Source organism: Lujinxingia vulgaris (assembly GCF_007997015.1).
GTDB classification, from domain to species: Bacteria; Myxococcota_A; Bradymonadia; order Bradymonadales; family Bradymonadaceae; genus Lujinxingia; species Lujinxingia vulgaris.
Genome location: NZ_VOSM01000003.1, coordinates 169470 through 189058, shown reverse-complemented (window position 1 = coordinate 189058; position 19589 = coordinate 169470). Strand labels below are relative to the sequence as shown.

General features: G+C 64.2%; 15 protein-coding genes. 6 read left to right on the top strand and 9 right to left on the bottom strand.

The annotated features are described in order from the left end of the window. Positions 1-3 precede the first annotated feature (3 nt). On the bottom strand, positions 4-3363 hold the full coding sequence (locus FRC98_RS07790; RefSeq protein WP_146980739.1) for a sigma 54-interacting transcriptional regulator: 3360 nt from the start codon (positions 3361-3363) through the stop codon (positions 4-6). A gap of 622 nt (positions 3364-3985) precedes the next feature. Between FRC98_RS07790 and FRC98_RS07785 the strand changes: the two genes are divergently transcribed. Genes FRC98_RS07785 through FRC98_RS07775 form a run of 3 tightly spaced genes read left to right on the top strand, consistent with a single transcriptional unit; the run spans position 3986 to position 6136 of the window. Beyond that, positions 3986-4624: a hypothetical protein gene (locus FRC98_RS07785; RefSeq protein WP_146980738.1), complete on the top strand. Its 639-nt coding sequence runs from the start codon at positions 3986-3988 to the stop codon at positions 4622-4624. Next, entirely contained in the window at positions 4614-5390 is a 777-nt protein-coding gene (locus FRC98_RS07780; RefSeq protein ID WP_146980737.1) for a DUF8740 domain-containing protein, read from the top strand. The genes FRC98_RS07785 and FRC98_RS07780 overlap by 11 nt, the downstream gene beginning before the upstream one ends. Continuing rightward, positions 5387-6136: a peptidylprolyl isomerase gene (locus FRC98_RS07775; RefSeq protein ID WP_146980736.1), complete on the top strand. Its 750-nt coding sequence runs from the start codon at positions 5387-5389 to the stop codon at positions 6134-6136. The genes FRC98_RS07780 and FRC98_RS07775 overlap by 4 nt, the downstream gene beginning before the upstream one ends. 3 nt (positions 6137-6139) lie before the next feature. On the opposite strand, the gene FRC98_RS07770 is transcribed toward FRC98_RS07775, so the two are convergent. The 6 genes from FRC98_RS07770 to FRC98_RS07745 all read right to left on the bottom strand — a co-directional run bounded on the left by FRC98_RS07770 (position 6140) and on the right by FRC98_RS07745 (position 12907). Continuing rightward, positions 6140-6775 (bottom strand): hypothetical protein, encoded by a 636-nt coding sequence (locus FRC98_RS07770; RefSeq protein WP_146980735.1) that lies wholly within the window; start codon positions 6773-6775, stop codon positions 6140-6142. A gap of 96 nt (positions 6776-6871) precedes the next feature. Further along, positions 6872-8026 carry a pyridoxal-phosphate-dependent aminotransferase family protein gene (locus tag FRC98_RS07765; protein ID WP_230467406.1) on the bottom strand — a complete coding sequence of 385 codons (1155 nt, stop codon included), beginning with the start codon at positions 8024-8026 and terminating at the stop codon, positions 6872-6874. Positions 8027-8128: 102 nt separating this feature from the next. After that, positions 8129-9334, bottom strand: a complete 1206-nt coding sequence (locus tag FRC98_RS07760; RefSeq protein WP_230467405.1) for a DNA-processing protein DprA — start codon at positions 9332-9334, stop codon at positions 8129-8131. Between the two features lie 46 nt (positions 9335-9380). Further along, positions 9381-10163 (bottom strand): Stp1/IreP family PP2C-type Ser/Thr phosphatase, encoded by a 783-nt coding sequence (locus FRC98_RS07755; RefSeq protein WP_146980732.1) that lies wholly within the window; start codon positions 10161-10163, stop codon positions 9381-9383. A 220-nt stretch (positions 10164-10383) separates the two neighbouring features. Further along, positions 10384-12162, bottom strand: a complete 1779-nt coding sequence (locus FRC98_RS07750; RefSeq protein WP_146980731.1) for a hypothetical protein — start codon at positions 12160-12162, stop codon at positions 10384-10386. Positions 12163-12361: 199 nt separating this feature from the next. Beyond that, positions 12362-12907: a hypothetical protein gene (locus FRC98_RS07745; protein WP_146980730.1), complete on the bottom strand. Its 546-nt coding sequence runs from the start codon at positions 12905-12907 to the stop codon at positions 12362-12364. Between the two features lie 99 nt (positions 12908-13006). Between FRC98_RS07745 and FRC98_RS07740 the strand changes: the two genes are divergently transcribed. Both FRC98_RS07740 and FRC98_RS07735 read left to right on the top strand, forming a co-directional pair. Then, entirely contained in the window at positions 13007-13654 is a 648-nt protein-coding gene (locus FRC98_RS07740) for a hypothetical protein (protein ID WP_146980729.1), read from the top strand. Between the two features lie 69 nt (positions 13655-13723). Further along, complete coding sequence (locus FRC98_RS07735; RefSeq protein ID WP_146980728.1) at positions 13724-15943, top strand: lytic transglycosylase domain-containing protein; 2220 nt, start codon at positions 13724-13726, stop codon at positions 15941-15943. 16 nt (positions 15944-15959) lie between these two features. Here FRC98_RS07735 and FRC98_RS07730 read toward each other — a convergent pair whose 3' ends face one another. Beyond that, entirely contained in the window at positions 15960-17285 is a 1326-nt protein-coding gene (locus FRC98_RS07730) for a BamA/TamA family outer membrane protein (protein WP_230467404.1), read from the bottom strand. Positions 17286-17304: 19 nt separating this feature from the next. After that, positions 17305-18852, bottom strand: coding sequence for a sigma-54 interaction domain-containing protein (locus tag FRC98_RS07725; protein ID WP_146980726.1), 1548 nt, complete (start codon positions 18850-18852; stop codon positions 17305-17307). Between the two features lie 145 nt (positions 18853-18997). On the opposite strand from FRC98_RS07725, the gene FRC98_RS07720 reads away from it, so the two are divergent. After that, entirely contained in the window at positions 18998-19555 is a 558-nt protein-coding gene (locus tag FRC98_RS07720) for an AgmX/PglI C-terminal domain-containing protein (RefSeq protein ID WP_230467403.1), read from the top strand. Positions 19556-19589: the final 34 nt, after the last annotated feature.

The following is a 19589-nucleotide window of genomic DNA, read 5'->3' as shown; positions in this document are numbered from 1 at the left end:
GCCTCACCCTACCAGCTCTTCTTTAAGCGCCGTCAGCTCCGGCGACGCATTAATGATCTGACTCAAACGCGGGCGTTTCAGCTGAAGAATCTCTGCAGCCCGGGTGATGTTGCCCCCGGTCTCCTCCAACGCTCGCTTGATGCACTCGTGTTCCAGTCGTTTCTTGAGGCGGCTCAACGAGAGACCGTCGGCGACGATCTGCTCAATCAGCGCCTCCTCCGGATCGACAAAGGCCTCGGGGCTGAGCACCTCCCCACCGGCCTGCGGCACACCACCGACCGGCTCCGCTGGCCGTGACGCAATCGAAATCTCGGGCAGCGTCTCATCGACCTCGGCGCTCGCAAAAAAGTCGCCAAACTCATCGAGGTGACGCATCTCCACGCGCTCGCCCTCCACAAAGAGAAGCACGCTTCGCACGAAGTTCTCCAACTCGCGAATATTACCCCGCCAGCGGTAGCGCGCCAGAAACTGCACAACCTCGGGAGCAAACGCGGGCGCCCGACCATCCTTGCTGAACTTCGTCGCGAAATGGTCGAGTAGTAGCGGGATATCCTCGCGCCGCTCACGCAACGCCGGAAGCTCGATCACAAAGCCTTTCAGCCGGTAATAAAGATCAAGGCGGAAGAGTCCCCGCTCCACAAGCTCTTCCAGGTCGCGGTTGGTCGCGGCGACGACGCGCACATCGACACTGAGCGTCTCGGTGCCGCCCACGCGCTCAAACGTGCCCTCCTGAAGAACCCGCAAGAGCGCCACCTGCGTCTTCGCCGAGATATCACCGATCTCATCGAGAAAAAGCGTCCCGCCGTCGGCGACCTCAAAGAGGCCCTCCTTCTGGCGCATCGCTCCGGTGAACGCGCCTTTCTCATGACCGAAGAGCTCGCTGAGCAAGAGCTCCTCCACAAACGCCGCGCAGTTCACCTTCACAAAGGGTTGAGACGCGCGCGGGCTCTGGCGATGAATCGCCGCCGCCGCGAGCTCTTTACCGGTTCCCGACTCCCCGCTGAGCAGAACGGTCGTCTCCCCCGGCCCCACCCTGTCAATCGAACGGAAGACCTGCATCAAACGCGCATCCCGCCCGATCATCTCGGAGTAGCGCGCGCGCCAGGCGAGGAAGGTCGGATCATCCTGGGGCGCAACCTCGCCATCGCTGACCACGACCTGCTGCGCCGGCACGACCACATCTTCGGGAAGTTGACCGTCAAAGGTTTGAAAAAGCTCCACGAGCTGTCGATGCACCGGCACCGCATAAAAACTCGCTCGATACGCCTCGGGCACCCGACTCGCGCGCTCGCGCAGGTCGGCCAGCGCCCGCTCGACCACGAGCATCGCCCGGTCTCGCTCACCGGCCTCCTCCCAGGCTTCGGCACACGCGACGCTGGCATCAATCGCGTCTCGAAAAAGCCCAAGGGCACGCAGGTCACCCACCACATCCTTGAGCGTTTCGGCGCGCTCACGCCCTTCCATCAAACGAGCCGTGACCTTGCGATACAACGCCTCACTCTGCGCATCACCCTCAACGCGCACGTCATCGAGAACCTGACGCGCGCGCTCTCGCTGCCCCAGCAACATCAAGGCTTCGGCGCGACGCAGGCGCATCTCCACCGCGTAGAGGCGAGGGGCCGCCGAGAGCGCCTCTTCGGCGCGTGCAAGCTCGCTGACGGCCTCATCAAGGCGCCCCTGGTCGAGCAGCAGTTGTCCTCGCAGCATCGCCGACCAGCGGCCCGCAAAATGCCCCGAGACTACCGGACGTTGCTCCAGGCGCTCAACCAACTCCCAGGCCGGCGCAAATGCGCCCAGATCTTGAAGGAGCGTCACCAGGTTGTGGGAGGCCACCTCAAAGGCCACCTCATGGCGCTCGGCCTGCGCCGCGCGAAGCGAGCGCTCAAAACACAAGAGCGCCTCGCCGTACTCGCTGCGCCGCTGGTGCACGATCCCCAGGTTGAGCCAGCAGTTCAGTCGCGAGACGCTGGCCAGCCCGGCCTGGGATTGCTCCAACGCGCGCCGCAGCCGACGCTCGGCCTCGTCGTAGTCACGCTTTTGCACCGCGACCACCCCGAGGTTCGCTTCCGCACGAGCGACCTCCGCCGGCAGATTATGCTGACCGGCGAGCGACGCGCTTTGAGCAAACGCCTGGCTGGCCCCGTCCAGTTCGCCGCGAAAGAGATGCACCTTCCCATGCAGGCTATGCGCGCCGACCACAACCTCAGCGACGTGCTCGGCCGCCAGCGCCTCACTCCGCTGAAGGACCGTCGCGACGCATGCTGCGGCGTCCTCGTGCTCACCGAGCTGGTAGGCGACGTCGCCCTTTCCAAGCTCAAGTTTTAGCTCAAGAACGCGAACATCCTGTCCCTGCTCCGAGATCGCCTGCAGGTGACGCTCGGCGACCTGATAACGCCCTCGCGCCAACTCCGGACGGCCGAGGCGCACCAGCAACGACGCGATCCGCATCTCCAGAATAACCCGGTCGTTTCGCTCACGGGCGTAACGCCTGAGTCTGCCGCAGTGCGAGATCGCCTCAAGCCAGTCCCCTCGAGCTTCGGCCAGCGCTGCCCCCAGCTCATGAACTTCGGCCTGCGTCTCATCCTCAAGCGTCTCAAGAAGCAGGCGATGGACGAGCGCACGAGCTTCATCCCATCGGCCCCACTGCATCATCTGGCGGGCCGCCGGCAGGCCGAAGCGCACGCCCAGCTCGCGCTCGCCAGCCTGCAGCGCGTGGTGCGCGATAAAACCGGAGTCGCCGTGCGAACTGCACGCCAGCGCGCGTTGGGCAAGCGCCGCATGAACCTGCATCCGGCGAGCTTCGGGCATCGACGCCACCGCCGCGGCGCTGACCTCGGAGGAAGCCACGCTCAGCTGCACACTGCCCGCGTCGACACGGCGCTGCACCAGCCCGCCCTCCCGCAGTTCGCGCAATGCTTCGGACATGGAACGCTCAACCATCCCATCGAGAAAACTGAGTTCGAGCTCGCGCCCCGCCAGCGCCAACGCCTCCAGCAGCGTGCGCGCCGTCGTCGAGAGCCGCGCCACGCGCAGGGTCGCAAGCTCGCCGGCCGTCGCGGGCAGCGAGGCCAACATCGCCTCCAGCCGCTCCGGGCAACCACCCGTGCTGGAGAGCACACGCTCCAGCACACGATCGTCCTGCAAAAACCGCTGTGTGCGCTCCCGAGAGCCCCCGCTCATATCAACAGTGACGACGTCCAGATCCGATCCCAGCGCCTCGACGTCTCCGACGAGCGCCACCACAACCTGTCGCGCCGCAGACCCCGGCAACTCCAGCGGTCGTTGCAGATGGTAGGAGATCAGCGCACGCAGACCCGCACGCTCTAGCGCGGTCAGACGCTCCGGGGCCATCACCAGCAGCACCGCCGGGGCGCAAGGCCGTCAACGCTTCACTGACGCCGACGACTGCGTCGCACACCATGCGCTGGCGCTCCGCCGGGCCTTCACCAGGCTGCATGCGCATCAGCAACGAGAGCGTGTCGAGTTGAGACTCCACGTCGGCACGCTCGGAAGCCTCACCGCAGGCATGTGCCCAGGCTCCCAGCGCCTGCTGCAACGCGCTTCGCCACGGCTCGACCTGACGGGCGTCGCAGACCACATACTCCCAACCTCGCCGGGCCAGACTCTCCCGAATCGCACCCTCCCCTCGGCGCAGCGCCCCCTCGCTGACCCCGGTGCAATGCACCACGTTCTGACGCCCCGACTCCAACAGCGCGTCGCTGTCCAGAGTGGTCGCCTCATTTGAATCTACCGACACTTGTTCATCACGTTGCATCCAGGTGCTCCTCGCCCGCCTCACTGCGCGGGGTTCATCCCGTTTCGACCTCCCAGTATAGCGCACAGGCGCCCAGACTCCAAATCAGCGCCATTTCATGCGCCCGGGAACACTTCGCGCACCTCGCTGTTGTGATCGGTGCTCGCTTCTTGCTAGGAATGAACATGCTACATTTTGTGCTCAACGTCTGACTTCCCAATGAGGCTTACCATGACTCGCCCCACCCTTTTTCTCATCGCTGCCCTCGGCGCCTCCTCGCTGGCCTGTGGTTTCCTCGATGAGGAGATCGCCACGATCACCTACGAAGAAGGCATTCCCTTCGACTTCGAGGTTAACGCCGACGCCCTCTGCCCCCCGGATATCGACTGCGACGCCGAGCCTCAGCCCGCGCCGGAGACCGTTGAACTCGACCCGATCGAGTTCGATATCGCCGTCGACATCGTCGAGGCCTCCGGCAACGATGATCTCCAGGGGATTGGCGAGCGCCTGCGCTCGGTGGAGATCACCAGCATCGACTACGAGATCACCGAAAACGATCTTAACTTCGAGCTGCCCAGCATCGACATCTACGTCGGTCCCCTCGAAGCGACGAGCCCGGAAGATGCTGGTACCGTGCTGCTGACCACCATTCCGGCGACCACCGCCGGCGAAGACGCCAGCGGTCGCGCTCCGGCTGTTGAAGAGAACCTGGAGGCTTCCAGCGAGCTCTTTAAGAGCCTGCAGTTCGCCGCCCTCCCCTCCAGCCAGCCGCGCATCGAAGAAGGCCAGCCCTTCCCGCCGCGTGGAAGCGCCAAGGTGAAGCTCACCATCAACATCAAACTTGTAGCGAACCCCCTCGATGCTATCTGAACGCCTCACCCGATTTACTCGTAACGCCCTGGTCCTGTCGGTGCTCGCAACCGGCATGACCACCGGTGTGGCGCACGCCGAAGACGAAAGCCTTCGGCGTGCGCTCCCCGACGCCGTCGAGATCCGCTACCGCGGCCTGCTTCAAGATGAAAGCGGTGCCCCGATCAGCGGCGTCTTCCCCCTGGAGTTTCACCTCTACCGCGACGGCATGGCCGCCGAGCCGATGTGGACCGAGCGCCACTACGTCTCGGTGATCGAGGGGCGCTATCAGGTGCCGCTGGGAAGCCAGGAGACTCTGCGCGCGCGCGAGGTCGACGGGCAGCGGTGGCTCGGTGTAGTCCTGGTCGGTGAGGGCGAGTTATTGCGTGACCGCATCACGATCGCCCGTCCTGGCCGACCAGGCGAAGAAGCAGGTGCTGACAGCCGCATCACCCGTGCCGAAGTCGCCGATCGCGCGATCGAGGCCGAGCGAGCCGTCATCGCCGAGAGCGCCGACGCGTTGGGCGAGCTGACGGTCGAAGAGATCGAACGCCTCTCCAACCTTGCGCTGGAGCGCCTGGGCCAGCATATCGCCGACCCCAACGCCCATGAGGCCAGCGCACGTTATAAGATCGGCTCCAACAGCCAGGTCCTCGACGGCGCTGGCGGTCGCGGTGGCACGCATTTCTCGCTCAAGTGCCCGCCCGGCCATGTGGTCACGGGCCTTGAAGGCCGCGCCGGCCGTATGCTCGACTACGTCACTGCCATCTGTTCGCCGCTGCAATGATCCATCGACTTCCCTACTCCGCGCATGCTCTGGCCGGCCTACTCTCGGGTGTGCTTGTCTGCGCATGCGCGAGCCCGGCGGTGCAGCCCTCCCCCGGGCCAACTTCGGGTCCCGACAGCGAGGCGTCCAGCCCCGCGTCAGAGCTTCCGCCCGACGCTCCTGAGAGCGCCCGCACGCCTCCCACGCCCGACGACGCGCTTCGCTACACCCGGGACCTGAGCTCATCAGGCCAGCTAGTGGCGATCCTCGAGACCTCCCAGGGCAGCATCAGCTGTGAACTTTTCGAGGATCGCGCGCCGCTGACCGTCGCCAACTTTGTGGGCCTGGCGCGTGGCCTCAAAGCCTACGTCGATCCTCAGACCGACCGCTCCGTCACCGGCATCCCCTTCTTCAACGGACAGCGCTTTCATCGCGTGATCCCGGGCTTTTTGATCCAGGGCGGCGACCCGACGGGCACCGGCTATGGCGGCCCGGGCTATGCCATCCCCGATGAGTTTCACCCGGAACTTCGCCACGACCGCCCCGGCACCTTGAGCATGGCGAACCTCGGACCAGACACCGGCGGGAGCCAGTTCTTCATCACTGAGACAGCGGCACCACACCTCGACGACCGCCACACCGTGTTTGGTCGGTGCAGCGATCTCGAGACCATTCGCGCCATCTCACATATGCCCGCAGATCCCGAAAATCGCCCTGCCGAAGACGTGCTTCTTCTTCAGGTCGTCATCGAACGACGCGCCGAATAGCGTTCACGCGTCCTCGGAGTCCGAGGCGTCGTCCCGATCCTCGCGCTCCTCGGCGCCTCGCCCCCGCAGCCGGCTCCATCGCCGCCCTCCGCGAGCCCGCGCGCGCTCCTCTTCCTCGCCCGATGCGGCGACCTCCTCCTCCTTCTCCGCGACCTCGTCGTCGCCGCGCTCGCGCTTTACGCTCACCTTATTGCGCACGCTCGGCTTGACCGCCGCGTCGTTCGGCACAAAGCGAACCTGGGTGCGCACCTCAAAGCTCACGCTCGTGAGGATCTTGGTCAGCTCCCCGCCGAGGTCGACGTTCTCCAGAAAAAGGCGGATCTCTTTCGACACGATCCGCAGCGCCTCGCGCTTCGTAGCGTCCACCTGGGTCGCGATAAAACTCGCAGCTTCACGCGGGAGACGCTTATCGGTCACCACCGACCGAATGCCATCTTCGCTGACCAACCCGCCCAGACCGCGTTTTACGATATCCGGAAGCAAGCCCTCCAGCGCCTTACCGAGCCTGGAGACCTCCTCGGCGTCCGCCGAGAGTTCATCCCAGTTCTCATAGAGGTGCTCCTCCTCCATCACCGTCTCCCCGGAGTCCGGTGGCACCTCGCGCGAACGATCATCGCCATCCTGCTGCTTCTTTGCCATGCCTGCTCTCTCCATGTACTGCGGTTCGGGCCCGACGCCCCCGAAAGGTCGTTCAGGCCCTCCGTGGACAACGCCCTTGCGCCCGCATACTTCGGCTCAGCCCACGCGGCCAGCTGCGCCCAGCACGCCCTGTACCGCCGCCACACCACTCCCGAACGGGATGTCCAGCCCCTGGTCAGCGAGCGCACGCTCCAGGGCACTCATCGCGATCAGCATATCACTGCCGTCGAAAAAGCCGATGTGGCCGATACGAACCAGTCGGTCGGCGTAATCACCCTGCCCGCCGGCGATCGTCACTCCGTAGCTCTCGCGCATGGCTCGCACCACTGCCTTACCGGAGACCGACTCGGGCACGAGCGCCGCAGTCACCGAGTTGGCCGGGCTGCGCGCAAAGAGCTGTAGCCCCAACGCCTCAACCCCGGCCCTCGCCGCACGCGCGTTACGCTCATGGCGAGCATAGAGCGCCTCGCGCCCCTCCTCCTCCATCAACTTGAGCGCCTCGTTAAGCGCCAGAATCACCGAGATCGCCGGCGTAAAGGCCGTCTGCTGGCGTCGCTGCGCGTCGCGCTCTCGGCCCAGGTCAAAATAGTAGCGCGGATGGTCACTCTGCGCGTAGCGCTCCCACGCCCGCTCGCTGGCCGCGACAAACGCCAGCCCCGGAGGCACGCCAAAGGCCTTCTGCGAACCGCTGACCAGAACGTCGATACCCCATGCATCCATCGGAATCGGCTGCACGCCGACCGCAGTGATACCGTCGACGGCAAAAAGCGCCTCGGAGTGATCGCGCACGACCTGCGCAAGCGCCTCAATAGGGTGCCAGGCCCCGGTAGATGTCTCGCTGGCCGAGACGGTCACCATCGCGACCTCCGGTGTCGATTCAAGCACCGCAGCCAGCGCGTCAGGGGTCACACTCTCCCCCCAGGTCACAGGCACCTCGACCACCTTCATCCCATAGGCCCGCGCAACCTCGGCCCAGCGCTCACCAAACTTTCCGCCGCCGATCGACACGATGGTAGAGTCGCGGCGAGTGAAGTTGATCATGGCAGCTTCGAACGCACCGGTGCCGCTGCAGGTGAGGCTGAGAACGTCGGACTCCGTCTCAAAGATCCACTGCAACCGCGCTCGGACCTCCTCAAAAATCACTTTGAACTCGGGCCCCCGGTGATGGATCAACTCGCGCGCCATCACCAGACGCGCAGCCTCCGGAACCGGCGTCGGTCCGGGAGCCAGCAAATGTCGTTTTCCAGCCATCATCTCACCTCAACATCAACAGGGCCGCACATTATCCGGGTGACTTATCGCAGGGGTCGAAGCCGCTATCAAGGCGCGCATCGACTTCCGGCGCACATGCGCTCACGCGCAGAGAAGGCGCACGCGCTCTGCGCCGGGTAACTTCTGCACGGCGCCGCAGAGCTCCAACTCCAGCAGCGCGCCGAGCAAACGGGGCATCGACCAGACAAGCTCCGTGGCAAGCGCATCCACCGAGACGCTGGCATCATCGCCGGCGATCTTCCGGGCGCCCGCAAAAAGTACGCGGGCCTCCTCGCTCAGTGAAGATGGCAGAGGTGCTAGCCGCGGCAACTGCGCCTGTCCCACCGCAGCCCTGGGGCTCCGGGCGCGAGGCGATGACGCCACCTCCATCGGTCGAAGTTCCAACCACGCCCGAAGATCCTCCCGATCGGCCACCAACCTCGCGCCTCGCCCGATCGCATCGAAGCATCCTCGACACAGCTCGTCATCGGGCTCTCCAGGTACCGCTGCGACGGGGCGTCCGAGCCGCTCGGCCGCCTCTACCGTCAGCATCGTCCCGCCCTTTCGCCCGGAACGCAGCACGAGCACGCCCTTCGACATCGCGGCGATAAGCTCGTTACGACGCGCAAAATGGTACGCGCGCACCGACTGGCCCGGCGGGTACTCGCTCACCAGCGTGCCTCCTGCCTCCACCACGCGCTCAAAGAGTTCTCGATTGGCCGCCGGCGTCGGCTCCTCAAGACAACCCGGCAACACCACCACCGTGGGCACACCCTGCTCCAGCGCAACCTCATGCGCGAGAGCGTCCGCCCCCAACGCCCCCCCGCTGATCACACCAAAGCCCGCCGACGCGATCGCCTCGACAAGCCCCCGCGATACCGGCGTATCGCGCGGTCGCAACCGCCGTGAGCCCGCAACCGCCACCGCGCGCCGGTGAAGCGCGTCGACGCCGCCCAGCACGCGCAAAAAGAGCGGCGGATCTCGGAGACTCTCCAGCCCCACGGGATAATCGTCATCACCACGCCAGAGCGTTCGCCCGGACCACCCCGCCATCCGCTCCAGCGCTTCAGCCGGCCCGACGTCGAGCTCCTCCACGCGCCGACGCGCCCCTTCCCTCAAACGTGCTTCCAGCTCGGTGCACACCGGCGCCCCTTCGCGCCACCATCCGGCCACATCGCCGTCATGCACCTCGGCAATGTTCGCCACGTCGCGCGCCTTCAAGCGCGCGATCCAGCTCAACGCCGCACGCGCACCTCGTTCCTCCGCGCTCAACAACGACCACGCCTCACTCCCCGAATTGTCGCTCATCGTACCCCCGCAAAAGGCGCCCCCTACCCCGGGCGCCACCGCGCGCTTACGCCTCGTCAACCACACGCGCCAGAATGATCGTGATATTGTCCGATCCGCCGTTCTCATTGGCCTGATCCACCAGGCGCTGGCAGAGAACCTCCAGATCTTCGTCCTTATCCAAAAGTTTCACCAGGTCGCGATCCGGCACCATATCCGAGAGGCCGTCCGAGCAGAAAACAAACATATCGCCCGGCTTCATCGCATGGAACTGCACGTCGATCTCGACCTCATCGGTCAGACCACACGCCCGCGTGATCACGTTCTTATAGGGGAAAAACTCCACGTCCTCTTTGGCCAGAATTCCCATCCGCACGTATTCGTTGGCCAGGGAGTGGTCATGCGTCACCTGCTCCAGCGTCCCTTCGCGGTAAAGATACGCCCGAGAGTCGCCGATGTGGGCAAGGTAGACACCGTCTTCGGTAAAGTAGGCCGAGACAATCGTCGTTCCCATGCCCTCATACGCCTCATCGGACTCGGCCGCCTCGAACACCGCGCGGTTGGCCATCTTGAGCGCTTCGTGAATACGCAGCTCATCAAGATCGCGAGCGCCGTCGCCCTCACCGGCCTCCTCGCCACGGTAACCGTTGACCTTCTCCGGCATCGTCTCCCGGTAATACTCAACGATCGCCTTGATCGCCATCGCGCTGGCGACCTCACCGGAGCGATGCCCTCCCATCCCGTCGGCGACGATGCAAAGCGCTTCGTCTCCATCGGAGAGGTAAAAATCATCTTCGTTATGCTCGCGTGAGCAGCCGACGTCTGTAATCCCGGCACAGATTAGCTTCATCTACCTTCCTTCCATGGTCGCTGGACAACGCGGGGCAGCGGCCAGTTCTCTCTTACCCTAAGTCCTGGCACGCCCGCGTCTCACGGCGACTTCGAGCGCCCTTTGCGCCCACGTCGTCTTCGCTCTAAACGCTCGCCACGGCTCGCTTCTTTCACACCGCGCAACATGTTGTACGGCTTCGCGCGCCGCGTGGCAACTTTCCCCCCCCGACTTCTCAACATCACTCCCCCGAAAGACGGTGCACCCCGCTAAAGGTCGCGGTAAAGGGCGAGGACTGCCCCCCATCGCTGGCCTGCACGAACCCGTCAAAGAGCCCCTCTTCGATCTTGTCGACCAGCCCGTCGCTGTCTTCTTCGATCAACGTACCGCTGCCGCCAAGCTGAAGCCCCATATCAAACTCCAACCCGCGCACCATCATATCCGCGAAGCTGAAGATCGTGCTTACCGCGCTATCGCAGAAGTTGGCCACGGTCGTCGCCTGCAGGCAATAGTCCGCAGCGCATACTTCTCCGCCCGGAATGATGCTGTTCGCCAGGTCATCACACCCGATCCAGTACGCAAACGCCTCCGACATGCTGGTAGCGTTTCCATCGGTCAGCCGCGGCAAGATCACATCGTTCAGCACATAAATGATAAGCCGCCCGTAGCGCAGACTCACAGGGTGCCGATTGATCTGCAGCTGATCGTAGGCAACGACCTGGCCGGTCCAGTTCGAGCTCAGCAGCCCGAGATCAGCAAACTGCCCGTCGGCCTCCGGCACAAGCTCAATCGCACCACAATCCGCCGGCGCGTTATCAGCGCAATCCCAACGCCAGTAGAGCGTAAGCCCGGTCCAGTTATCCTGCCCGCTAAACGTATAGTTGGAGTCGAGTTTGCCGATCGAAAGTTCGCTATGCACCTGGAGGTTCGCCACCACATCACGAAGATCGCGTCCTGCATCGCGAATCTGGCGCAAGACTTCATTATCCTCAATGAACGAGTCGATCATGTTCTGGAAGGCCTGATCGAGGTTCGTCAGGTCCAGGAAGGTATCGATCGCCGCGCTGATAATGCCTCCGACGAGGTTCGCAATCAGCGCAATAATCTCATCGTAGATCGCCTGGCCCGGGTTCTCGAATACGTTGAGCACCCGCACGATCACCGCCCCGGCCGCGCCGCTATCGGCAATCGCCTCGGTGAAATCCCAGAAACTCACCACATCGTAGCGCCCCACCGGGTTCAGCGGCACCAGCTGCAGGAGCAGCTCCACCTCGGAGGTCGTGTCCGCCGAGACCGAAATCGCGTTGACACAGCCGCCCGCAGCAATCTGCCCGCGCTCCCCTCGCGCTACCGCCGTCACCACATAACGGTTCCGCGTGCCCAGCCCCTCAAAGTCGATCGATTCGCCGGCAAAAGACACATTGCCTTCCGTCAGCGGCGTCACCCCGTTCTGGCCGTACGGGCTAAAATAATCGCAGTTGAGAACATCCTCGCGGTACACCTTCACATCGATGTTACCCAGACGCATGATCGTCGGCGCACTGTTCTCCACGCGCACCCGCAGGTTGCCCGTCTCTACCGGCGTCGACTCCAGCGTGAAGTTCACCGCGTTGGCGTAGGCGTGATCAGCGCGCACCGTCCAACTGCCAGCATCCACTCCGAAATAGGCTCGAACCTTCGCCGCCCCCGCCTCATCGGTCACCGCCGCGCGCGCCTGAAGGTGCGGCGGATTGGCCTGCGTCCCCATCACCTCAAAGGTGACTTCCTGCCCCACGGCCGGCTCACCGGAGAATCGGTCATAAACGAAGACCTTAACCTCCACCTCACCGGTGACCTCACCCCAGATCGTCGATTCACCAGCCGGCACCATAAAGTAGCGGTCGGTGGCACGCGGCCCGTCATAATTTTCATCCTGGGGATCACCGTTTCCGGCAGACAACCCGGGCTCACCGCACGCCGCAACGAGCATGGAAAACAGACATACGCCTGCAAGGCTGAACCAGCGTCTCGACACGTTCATCAGGATCTCCCTCGACCGATACGTCGTGGAATGAATTTGAGGCATTTCAATCACATAGAATGGCCACTCAAATTAACACCCCCCGATCCGAAGATCAACGCCCCGCCTGCCCGCTCCCCACGCAAAAAAGCCCGACCACGAGACGTGATCGAGCTTCTTTAACTTGCGCAATCTGCCTGCGCGATGCGCAGACGAAGACCTACTGGAAGCCTTGCTCGTCCGGCGCCACCAGGCTGATACCCACGAAGGTACCCACGGCCACCAGGCTCACACCGGCGATCGTCGCCACGGTCTTCCAGGTGCTGAACTCGCGCACCTCTGCCCCGTCGACGTTATCAAGCTCGATGAGCAGGTCGTACTCCGGAGAGACCAACTGCACATCATCCATCACGAAGTTAAAGGGCGTCACGCGCTCGCGCGTCCCATCGGTCGTGAGCACGGTCAACGCGTTGACCGTCGACACCGGCACCACGATGCAGTTGGGATCCTGAGCACCCGCGTCGGTCGCCGTCTCTTCGACACCCGGCTCAGCGGCCGCCTGTGCCAGCGCCTGCCCGTCCATGCCCAACGAGGCAGAACCGGTCGGCTGACAGTTCGCGTTAACTTCCACCACCTCCACCGGCTCCACCGAGCTCTCCAGCTTGGCGAGCTCCTGGTTGCTGATGGTGTAGGTATTGTAACAGGCCATCTGGCTAAGCGAGGCCAACGCGACCAGCGCGATGCCTTTGTGCGTCCGAAGAAACATTTACTCCCTCATGTTCGTATGCCAGAATTCGCCGCGAAATGGCGGCAATTCATTTGGCCGCTGATGCTAAAGTACACCCTTACACCAGCGCAACTTAAAATGAATCCTGCCTCACGACAACCCTCCGCCGCCCGACAGGCGCTGGCGGCCCTCCTCTTTGCGCTCGTCTTCGCGGCCGGCGCCCCCCTGGCCGCACAGGAAGAGCCCCTGCCCGGCGAGGGCGATCGCCCCTTCAACGGCTCCTTCTCCGAGTGGAGTTTGCGCGGCTCGATCAACTCCACAACGCCCGAGCTCAGCGAGAGCCTCGGTGGCGAAGTCGCCTTTCGCAGCTCCTTCCCGCTTTATCTTGGGGACGTACGACTGGCCTACCGTCTCTCGCCACTGGGCGATGTCGAGCCGGGGCCGGTCCACGCCCTTCACCTGGCCCTGAACCTCCATCCACTCTACCTGACCCTGCTCAGCGAGGGGCTTCTCAGCCACTTCCTCGCATCCCTGCATCTTGAACTCGGGTTTGGCCCTCAGCTGGCAACCGGCCCCGAAGACGGCCCCGCTTTTGGTTTTGCCGGAAGCGTCGGGGCAGGGTTTGACCTCCCCATCACCCGCGCAAACCGCGGCCAGGGAATCTGGCTCACCGCCACCTACCGCCGCACCTGGACGACCCTTCGCACGGGCGTCGACCAGCCCCGGGCACATGAGCATGCCGCACTGCTCGGACTGGCCTGGCGCACCAACGGGCTCATCTTCTAGGATCTTTCCCAGACGGGCCCCGGCACCGCCCACCTTATAATCCAGCGACTTTCACCGGCCGAGCACACGATGATCTTCGAGCGCCTCTCTACTATTTGTCTTGCCCTCGGCACATCGCTCTGGGCGTCGACTGCCTTCTGCGAACCGGCCCCGGCCGGCGACGATCTCATCGATCAGAACATCCCCCCGATCCAATGCTCCGATGAGACCTGCCAGGCAGGTCTCGATGCTCAGGCCAACGCCGACTACCTCAACGCCGCCGGGCACTTCACCGCCTACGCTAACGCCCTGGAGACGGCCGAAGAGCGCCAGCCCTGGCTTGTCAAAGCCGCCTACGCCTTCGAGCGCGCTGAAGACTGGCACCAGGCCGCGCAGCACTACGCGCAGGCCGCGCGTATTGGCGGCGAACTCCAGGACTTCCTCTGGACCCAGGCCGCCCGCGCTCAGCTCAACCTCGGTGTCGACAGCACCCTCATCGACGAAGTGCTGCAAAGCGGAGCCCTCACCAGGGGCTTCACCGGCGGCGCATTCTCGCTCGTTCGCATTGAGACCGAACGCAACGGACTGCCCTCCCCGCAGCACACCGACGCTATGTTGCGTCACGAAGATCCCGACGAAGTCTGCCCATGGCTTGTCACCATGCTTCTCGATACGGCCGACTCCGCCGCACGCGATCAACTCGCCGACAAGGCCTACGCCATTTGCATCGACGCCGCGCACGACTACGCCTTCGAGCAGCTGGCTTTCACCCCATCAGCGGACTCGCGGCGAGAGCGCGCCGACCGACTTTTCTCAGCGGTACGCTTTGAAGACGCCCGCGCTCAACTTGACGCCATCGACCGCAGCGCGCTCAACGCCATCGATCGCTGCCGCGCTGACTTTCGACTCGCTCGCACCCTCTTTCGACTTCGCCAGCCGGAACGCGCCGAAGAGCTCTACCGCAGCGTGGTCGAAACCTGCACCGACGACGCCAACGAAGACGAGCGCGTCCGCTCGCTCTACGCCGTTGGCAACCGCAACTACCACCGCGGCCGCCTCGACGACGCCGAACGCTTCTTTAAACAACTCCTTGAAGATTACCCCGAACGCACCCACGCCGACGACGCCCTCTTTTACCTGGCACGCGTCGCGCGCCAGAGCGGAAACCATCAACACGAACTTCAACTTCTCTCCCGCGCGCTCCAGGACTACCCCGACGGCGACATGGTCCACGAGCTCGTCTGGGAGGCCCATGAGGCCCTCTACCGCAACGGTGACTTCGAAGGCTTTACCAACGCCGTGACCGCCCTGGACCTGCCCGAGCGCGACGCCCAGTACTTTAGCCAGGGACGCCTCGAGTACTTCGTGGGCCAGGCCTACCGGCAGCTCCATCGTCCCGCGCTTGCCGAGCGCTACCTCCAGCGCGCATGGGTCATGTATCCCTTTAGCTTTTACGGCTACCTGGCCCACCTGCGCCTTCTTGAGATGGAGCTCACCCCGGAGCCCCTCTCCCCCGACGCCGAAGACAGCCGCGTGGCCTGGTTTGAAGGCGACTTCCCCGGCTCCGGTGCCGCCACCCTGGCCGCCGCAGACCACTTCGAAGGGGCCTGCGAATACGAACACGCCCGCCAGCAAAACGTCTCGCCATCCGAAACCGAGCGCTGGCGTCTCGCCGCCCTCTGCCACAAAGCGGAGCGCTTCCCGCTGAGCCACAACATCGCGCGACGCTCCGTACCCGGTCGCCCCTGGGCGCTGCCGCGTCAAGGGCGCGTCACCCGCTGGCATGTGGCCTGGCCAAACCCCTTCCAGGCAACAATCGCGCAGGCCGTTGAGGCCGAGCGTGCACAGGCCCCCGACATCGACCTTCACCCGGGCTTCCCCGCCTCCATCATGCGCGAGGAATCCAGCTTCATCGAAGATGTCGTCTCCTGGGCCGGTGCCCACGGCCTGATGCAACTCATGCCCGCCACCGCCCTCGACCACGACCGCGACATCGAAGGCCGCGCCACCCCCGAAAAGTTGAAAACCGCTGAGGTCAACATCCGCGTCGGCGTCGACCACCTCTTCACCCTGGCCGACCGCCTGGATGGCCACCCCGTTCTCATGGCCGCCGCTTACAACGCCGGCGCCGGTCGCATCGGCGGCTGGCTCCGCCGCCAGCCCAACGACGAGATCGCCCTCTGGGTCGAAGATATCCCCTTCCTGGAAACCCGCGATTACTCCAAGCGCGTCATCGGGACTTACGCCGCCTACCAGTGGCTGCAGGGCCAGACTGAACTCGACGCCCGCATCGCCAACCCGGCACGCTGAGCCCTTCAGCTCCGGCTCAAAACACCTGCCCGGCCCCGAAGCTCAACCCGGGGCCGTCAGCCCCCGCGATCGGAAACGCGTAGTCGACGCGCACAATCAGACCATAGATCTTCGGGGAGAGCAGTCGCACTCCGACGCCGGTCGTCACCGCCGTGGCGCCCAGAACCTGGTCGGGATAAGGCGTCACTCCGACTGCATCCACAAAGGCCACATGCTGCAGCACCAGCCAGCGATGATCGAGGGAGGGAATGCGATACTCCGCGTTGAGCAACCAGTAGTTCTGCCCGCGGTAGCGCATATTCACCGTCCCTCGGAGCCCGCTGAGTCCCCCCGCGCTGAACTGCAAATGCTCGGCCTGCACGTCGCTAAAGCCCAGAATCGCCCGCACCCCGACATTCGAGCGCCACGGAAGCGTCCAGAACTGCAGCAGACTCGCCTCAAATCGATTCGAGCGATCCTGCGGCCCACCAAAGTGAAAGCTCTGGTTGAGCCTTAAGCTCAGCAGCGTCCCGTCGCGCAGGTAGCTATCCCTATCGAGTCTTCCGAACGACGTCGACACTCCCAGCGTCAACGTCTGCATCGCCTCGGGCAACCCGCCTCGCGCCTCTTGCGCCGCACGCCGAGTCTCTCCGATTCGGCTGTAGCTAAACGAATCATCGGAAAACGAGAGGTAGGCCCCGGTCTTCAGCCACCGACGCCACTCCCTCTCCAGCGAACTCCCGAAATATCGCCTCGACAACGAGTAGCCGCCGTCGAGGTTGCCCTCGATATCGTAGACGGCATCAACGCGGTTCCCCAGGGAGCCCTCGACAAAGAGGGCCTGGCGCCGCGACAGAAACCGCGGGTCCCGGAACCACAACGAGTACGAGTTCACCCCGGCAAGGCGGTGAAAGCTCCCCCCCAGCTGCAGATAACTCCCGAAGAGGTTGGCGTCCTGCAACCCCACCATCAACTCAACGTCATTACCCCCGCGCCCAAAGCGGAAGTTCGGCAGCAGGGTCCAGCGCTCATCGACCCGCACCCGCAACAGGCGACCGGACTCCACATGCGAGTTCACGCCGCCGACCGCAGCCACCGTGGTATCCACAACGTCGACGGTCACCGCCCGAAACAATCCGGTATTTCGCAACCGCTGCACGCTCTCATCGAGCTGCGCCTGGTTGATGCGGTCGCCCTCCCCGAAGAGCAGCTCCTGCTCGATGACCGAGCGCCGGGTGCGCAACAACCCTTCGATCACAATCGCATCGACCCGGTACTCCCCGCCCCCCGGGGCGTCCGCCGCCTCCTGCGCCTGCGCCTGCCCGCCCAACGCGAAGCAGACCAGCGCACAAAGTGCGACCAACCCCCTTGATGTTCGTCCCTTAGCCATTCCGGTCGTCTTCCAACGCATACTGAGCAACCTTGCGAATCAAATTCCGACGAGAGATCCCCAGGTCTTTTGCCGCCTGCGTCTTGTTCCAGCCGGTGCGCTCCAGCCCCTCCACGATCATCTGCCGCTCCAGCAGCGCCATCGCCTCCGGCAGGTTGTACCCCTTGAGGTCGACCACCGGCGTCGCCTCCACCTCCCCTGTGATGCGGCGGCTCAGCCAGGTCTCATCGATCACCTCTTCATCACCCGAGAGGATCGCCAGACGCTCAATCTCGTTCTCCAACTCACGCACATTCCCCGGCCACTTGTAGCGCCGCAGGTAAGTCATACAGCTATCGCTAAAGCGCTTCACCCCGCGACCATGTCGCTTGGCCGTCGCGCTCAGAAAATGGCGCGCCAGCAACTCGACATCATCACCCCGCTCTCGCAACGCCGGAATCTTCAGCTCGATCACGCGAATACGATAGTAGAGATCCTGGCGGAACTGCCCCCGTGCGACCATCGCCTCCAGGTCGCAGTTCGTGGCGCAGATCACCCGCACATCGACCTTTCTCACCTGGTTATCCCCCACCCGCAGAAACGTCCCCTCCTGAAGCACCCGCAGCAACTTCGTCTGCAGCATCGGCTCCATATCGCCGATCTCATCGAGCAAGAGCGTGCCATGGTTGGCCGCCTCAAAGAGCCCCGCCCGATCGCGATGCGCCCCGGAGAAGGCACCTTTGACATGCCCGAAGAGCTCACTGGCGATCAGGTCACCGGGGATCGCCGCACAATTCACCGCCACAAACGCTTCATCACGTCGCCGGCTATGCCGATGCACCGCACGCGCCACGAGCTCCTTGCCTGTCCCATTCTCGCCGGTCACCAGAATCGTGGAGTTGGTCCGCGCCACCCGCTCGATCTGCCCGAAGAGACGAGTCATCGGCTCACTGGCTCCGAGCATCCCCGCAAAGCGCTGCGCCCCTGGCTCATAGGTCGGTGCCTGCTCATCGCTCAAGGCCAACGTCATCACCTGCGCAATACGCTCGCCAATACGATCCATCCAACGCCGGTCTTCCCTTCCCAGCTGGGGCACCCGAGGGCCCTCCCCGCTCTCAATCGCCTCAAGCACATGCCGCGGAAGCACCGCTCGAATCGACTCCAACGCACCGGCAGCACTCTCGGCATTCACAAAGCCGGCGCAGACCACTGCCGCCCGCTCCCCCTGATAGCGTAACGGATAGAGGTGCGCGCAAAACCCCGGCGCGCTGTCGACCACAACCCGCCCCACCTCCTCGTCGACCTCCTGACACGCCTGCACCCAGCTGCGCACCGTCTGCGCGTAGGTCACCCGCTCCGACTCGCTTCCCCAGCGCCCTCGGGTGTCGGCAAACACGTCGAAAAGCGTGGCATCCCCACGTCCCGTTCCGCCCAACTCCACGACCTCTCCGGATCCACTGACAAGCACCACGCGCACCTGCAGGTTCTCACCCAGCAGCGCCGCCAGCTCTCCTACCGCTGCGTTGAGGCTCAACGCGTTCCAGTCTACGATGCTACTCATCTCGGCCACTTGCCTCGGGTTTTCGTTCGCCCATCAAATGATCTTGTGTCGGCTTCGCCGCGACTATAACAAAGGCCGCGACCCTGGAATACCCCGCTTTCGCGCCCTTCCGTCTTCCCATCAGACACTTCCCAACGAGCCATCTATGAGCACCTCATCCTCAGGCTGCGGCCCCCTGGTTGTCATTCTCATCGCCATCTTCTGTGGAACCCTGGGCGTGATGACCGGCGCCGGCGGTCTCTACCTCTACCTCTCCCAGAGCGCGGACGGTCTGGAGCGCCTCAACCTCGCAAGCGCCTCCACAGACGCACAGCCCGCTCCTCCCTCGTCGTCAGGCTCCGACGACGTCTACGCGATGGCCTACCCCATCACCGACACTCTGCAATTCCAGGGTAAAATCGACGAAGGCAGCGTCCGCACCCGCATCACCAACGAACGCTCCGCCTTTCAGCGTTGCTACCAGCGCGTGCTCGACAAAACCCCTGATGTCCGTGGTGAACTCTCCCTGCAATTCACGGTCTCCGGCTCCACCGGCGAAGTGATCGCCGCGGTCACACGCGACAACTACACCAACAGCGAAGCCCTTGCCGATTGCGTCACCGGCGAATTGAAGAAGTGGCGCTTCCCCGCCCCCGAGACCTCCCAGATCTCGGTGGTCCGCTTTGAAGCACTCTTCCTGCCCTTCCGCGCCGAGCAGGGCTAACCCGGGTTACTCCCCGAGGCCCGGCGCTCATCGC

What these genes read in the sequence shown, in the direction of transcription:
- FRC98_RS07720 (WP_230467403.1), top strand. Translation starts at nt 18,998, where the DNA reads ATGAGCACCTCATCCTCAGGCTGCGGCCCCCTGGTTGTCATTCTCATC.
- FRC98_RS07770 (WP_146980735.1), bottom strand. Translation starts at nt 6,775, where the DNA reads ATGGCAAAGAAGCAGCAGGATGGCGATGATCGTTCGCGCGAGGTGCCA.
- FRC98_RS07785 (WP_146980738.1), top strand. Translation starts at nt 3,986, where the DNA reads ATGACTCGCCCCACCCTTTTTCTCATCGCTGCCCTCGGCGCCTCCTCG.
- FRC98_RS07750 (WP_146980731.1), bottom strand. Translation starts at nt 12,162, where the DNA reads ATGAACGTGTCGAGACGCTGGTTCAGCCTTGCAGGCGTATGTCTGTTT.
- FRC98_RS07745 (WP_146980730.1), bottom strand. Translation starts at nt 12,907, where the DNA reads ATGTTTCTTCGGACGCACAAAGGCATCGCGCTGGTCGCGTTGGCCTCG.
- FRC98_RS07755 (WP_146980732.1), bottom strand. Translation starts at nt 10,163, where the DNA reads ATGAAGCTAATCTGTGCCGGGATTACAGACGTCGGCTGCTCACGCGAG.
- FRC98_RS07740 (WP_146980729.1), top strand. Translation starts at nt 13,007, where the DNA reads ATGAATCCTGCCTCACGACAACCCTCCGCCGCCCGACAGGCGCTGGCG.
- FRC98_RS07725 (WP_146980726.1), bottom strand. Translation starts at nt 18,852, where the DNA reads ATGAGTAGCATCGTAGACTGGAACGCGTTGAGCCTCAACGCAGCGGTA.
- FRC98_RS07765 (WP_230467406.1), bottom strand. Translation starts at nt 8,026, where the DNA reads ATGGCTGGAAAACGACATTTGCTGGCTCCCGGACCGACGCCGGTTCCG.
- FRC98_RS07780 (WP_146980737.1), top strand. Translation starts at nt 4,614, where the DNA reads ATGCTATCTGAACGCCTCACCCGATTTACTCGTAACGCCCTGGTCCTG.
- FRC98_RS07775 (WP_146980736.1), top strand. Translation starts at nt 5,387, where the DNA reads ATGATCCATCGACTTCCCTACTCCGCGCATGCTCTGGCCGGCCTACTC.
- FRC98_RS07735 (WP_146980728.1), top strand. Translation starts at nt 13,724, where the DNA reads ATGATCTTCGAGCGCCTCTCTACTATTTGTCTTGCCCTCGGCACATCG.
- FRC98_RS07760 (WP_230467405.1), bottom strand. Translation starts at nt 9,334, where the DNA reads ATGAGCGACAATTCGGGGAGTGAGGCGTGGTCGTTGTTGAGCGCGGAG.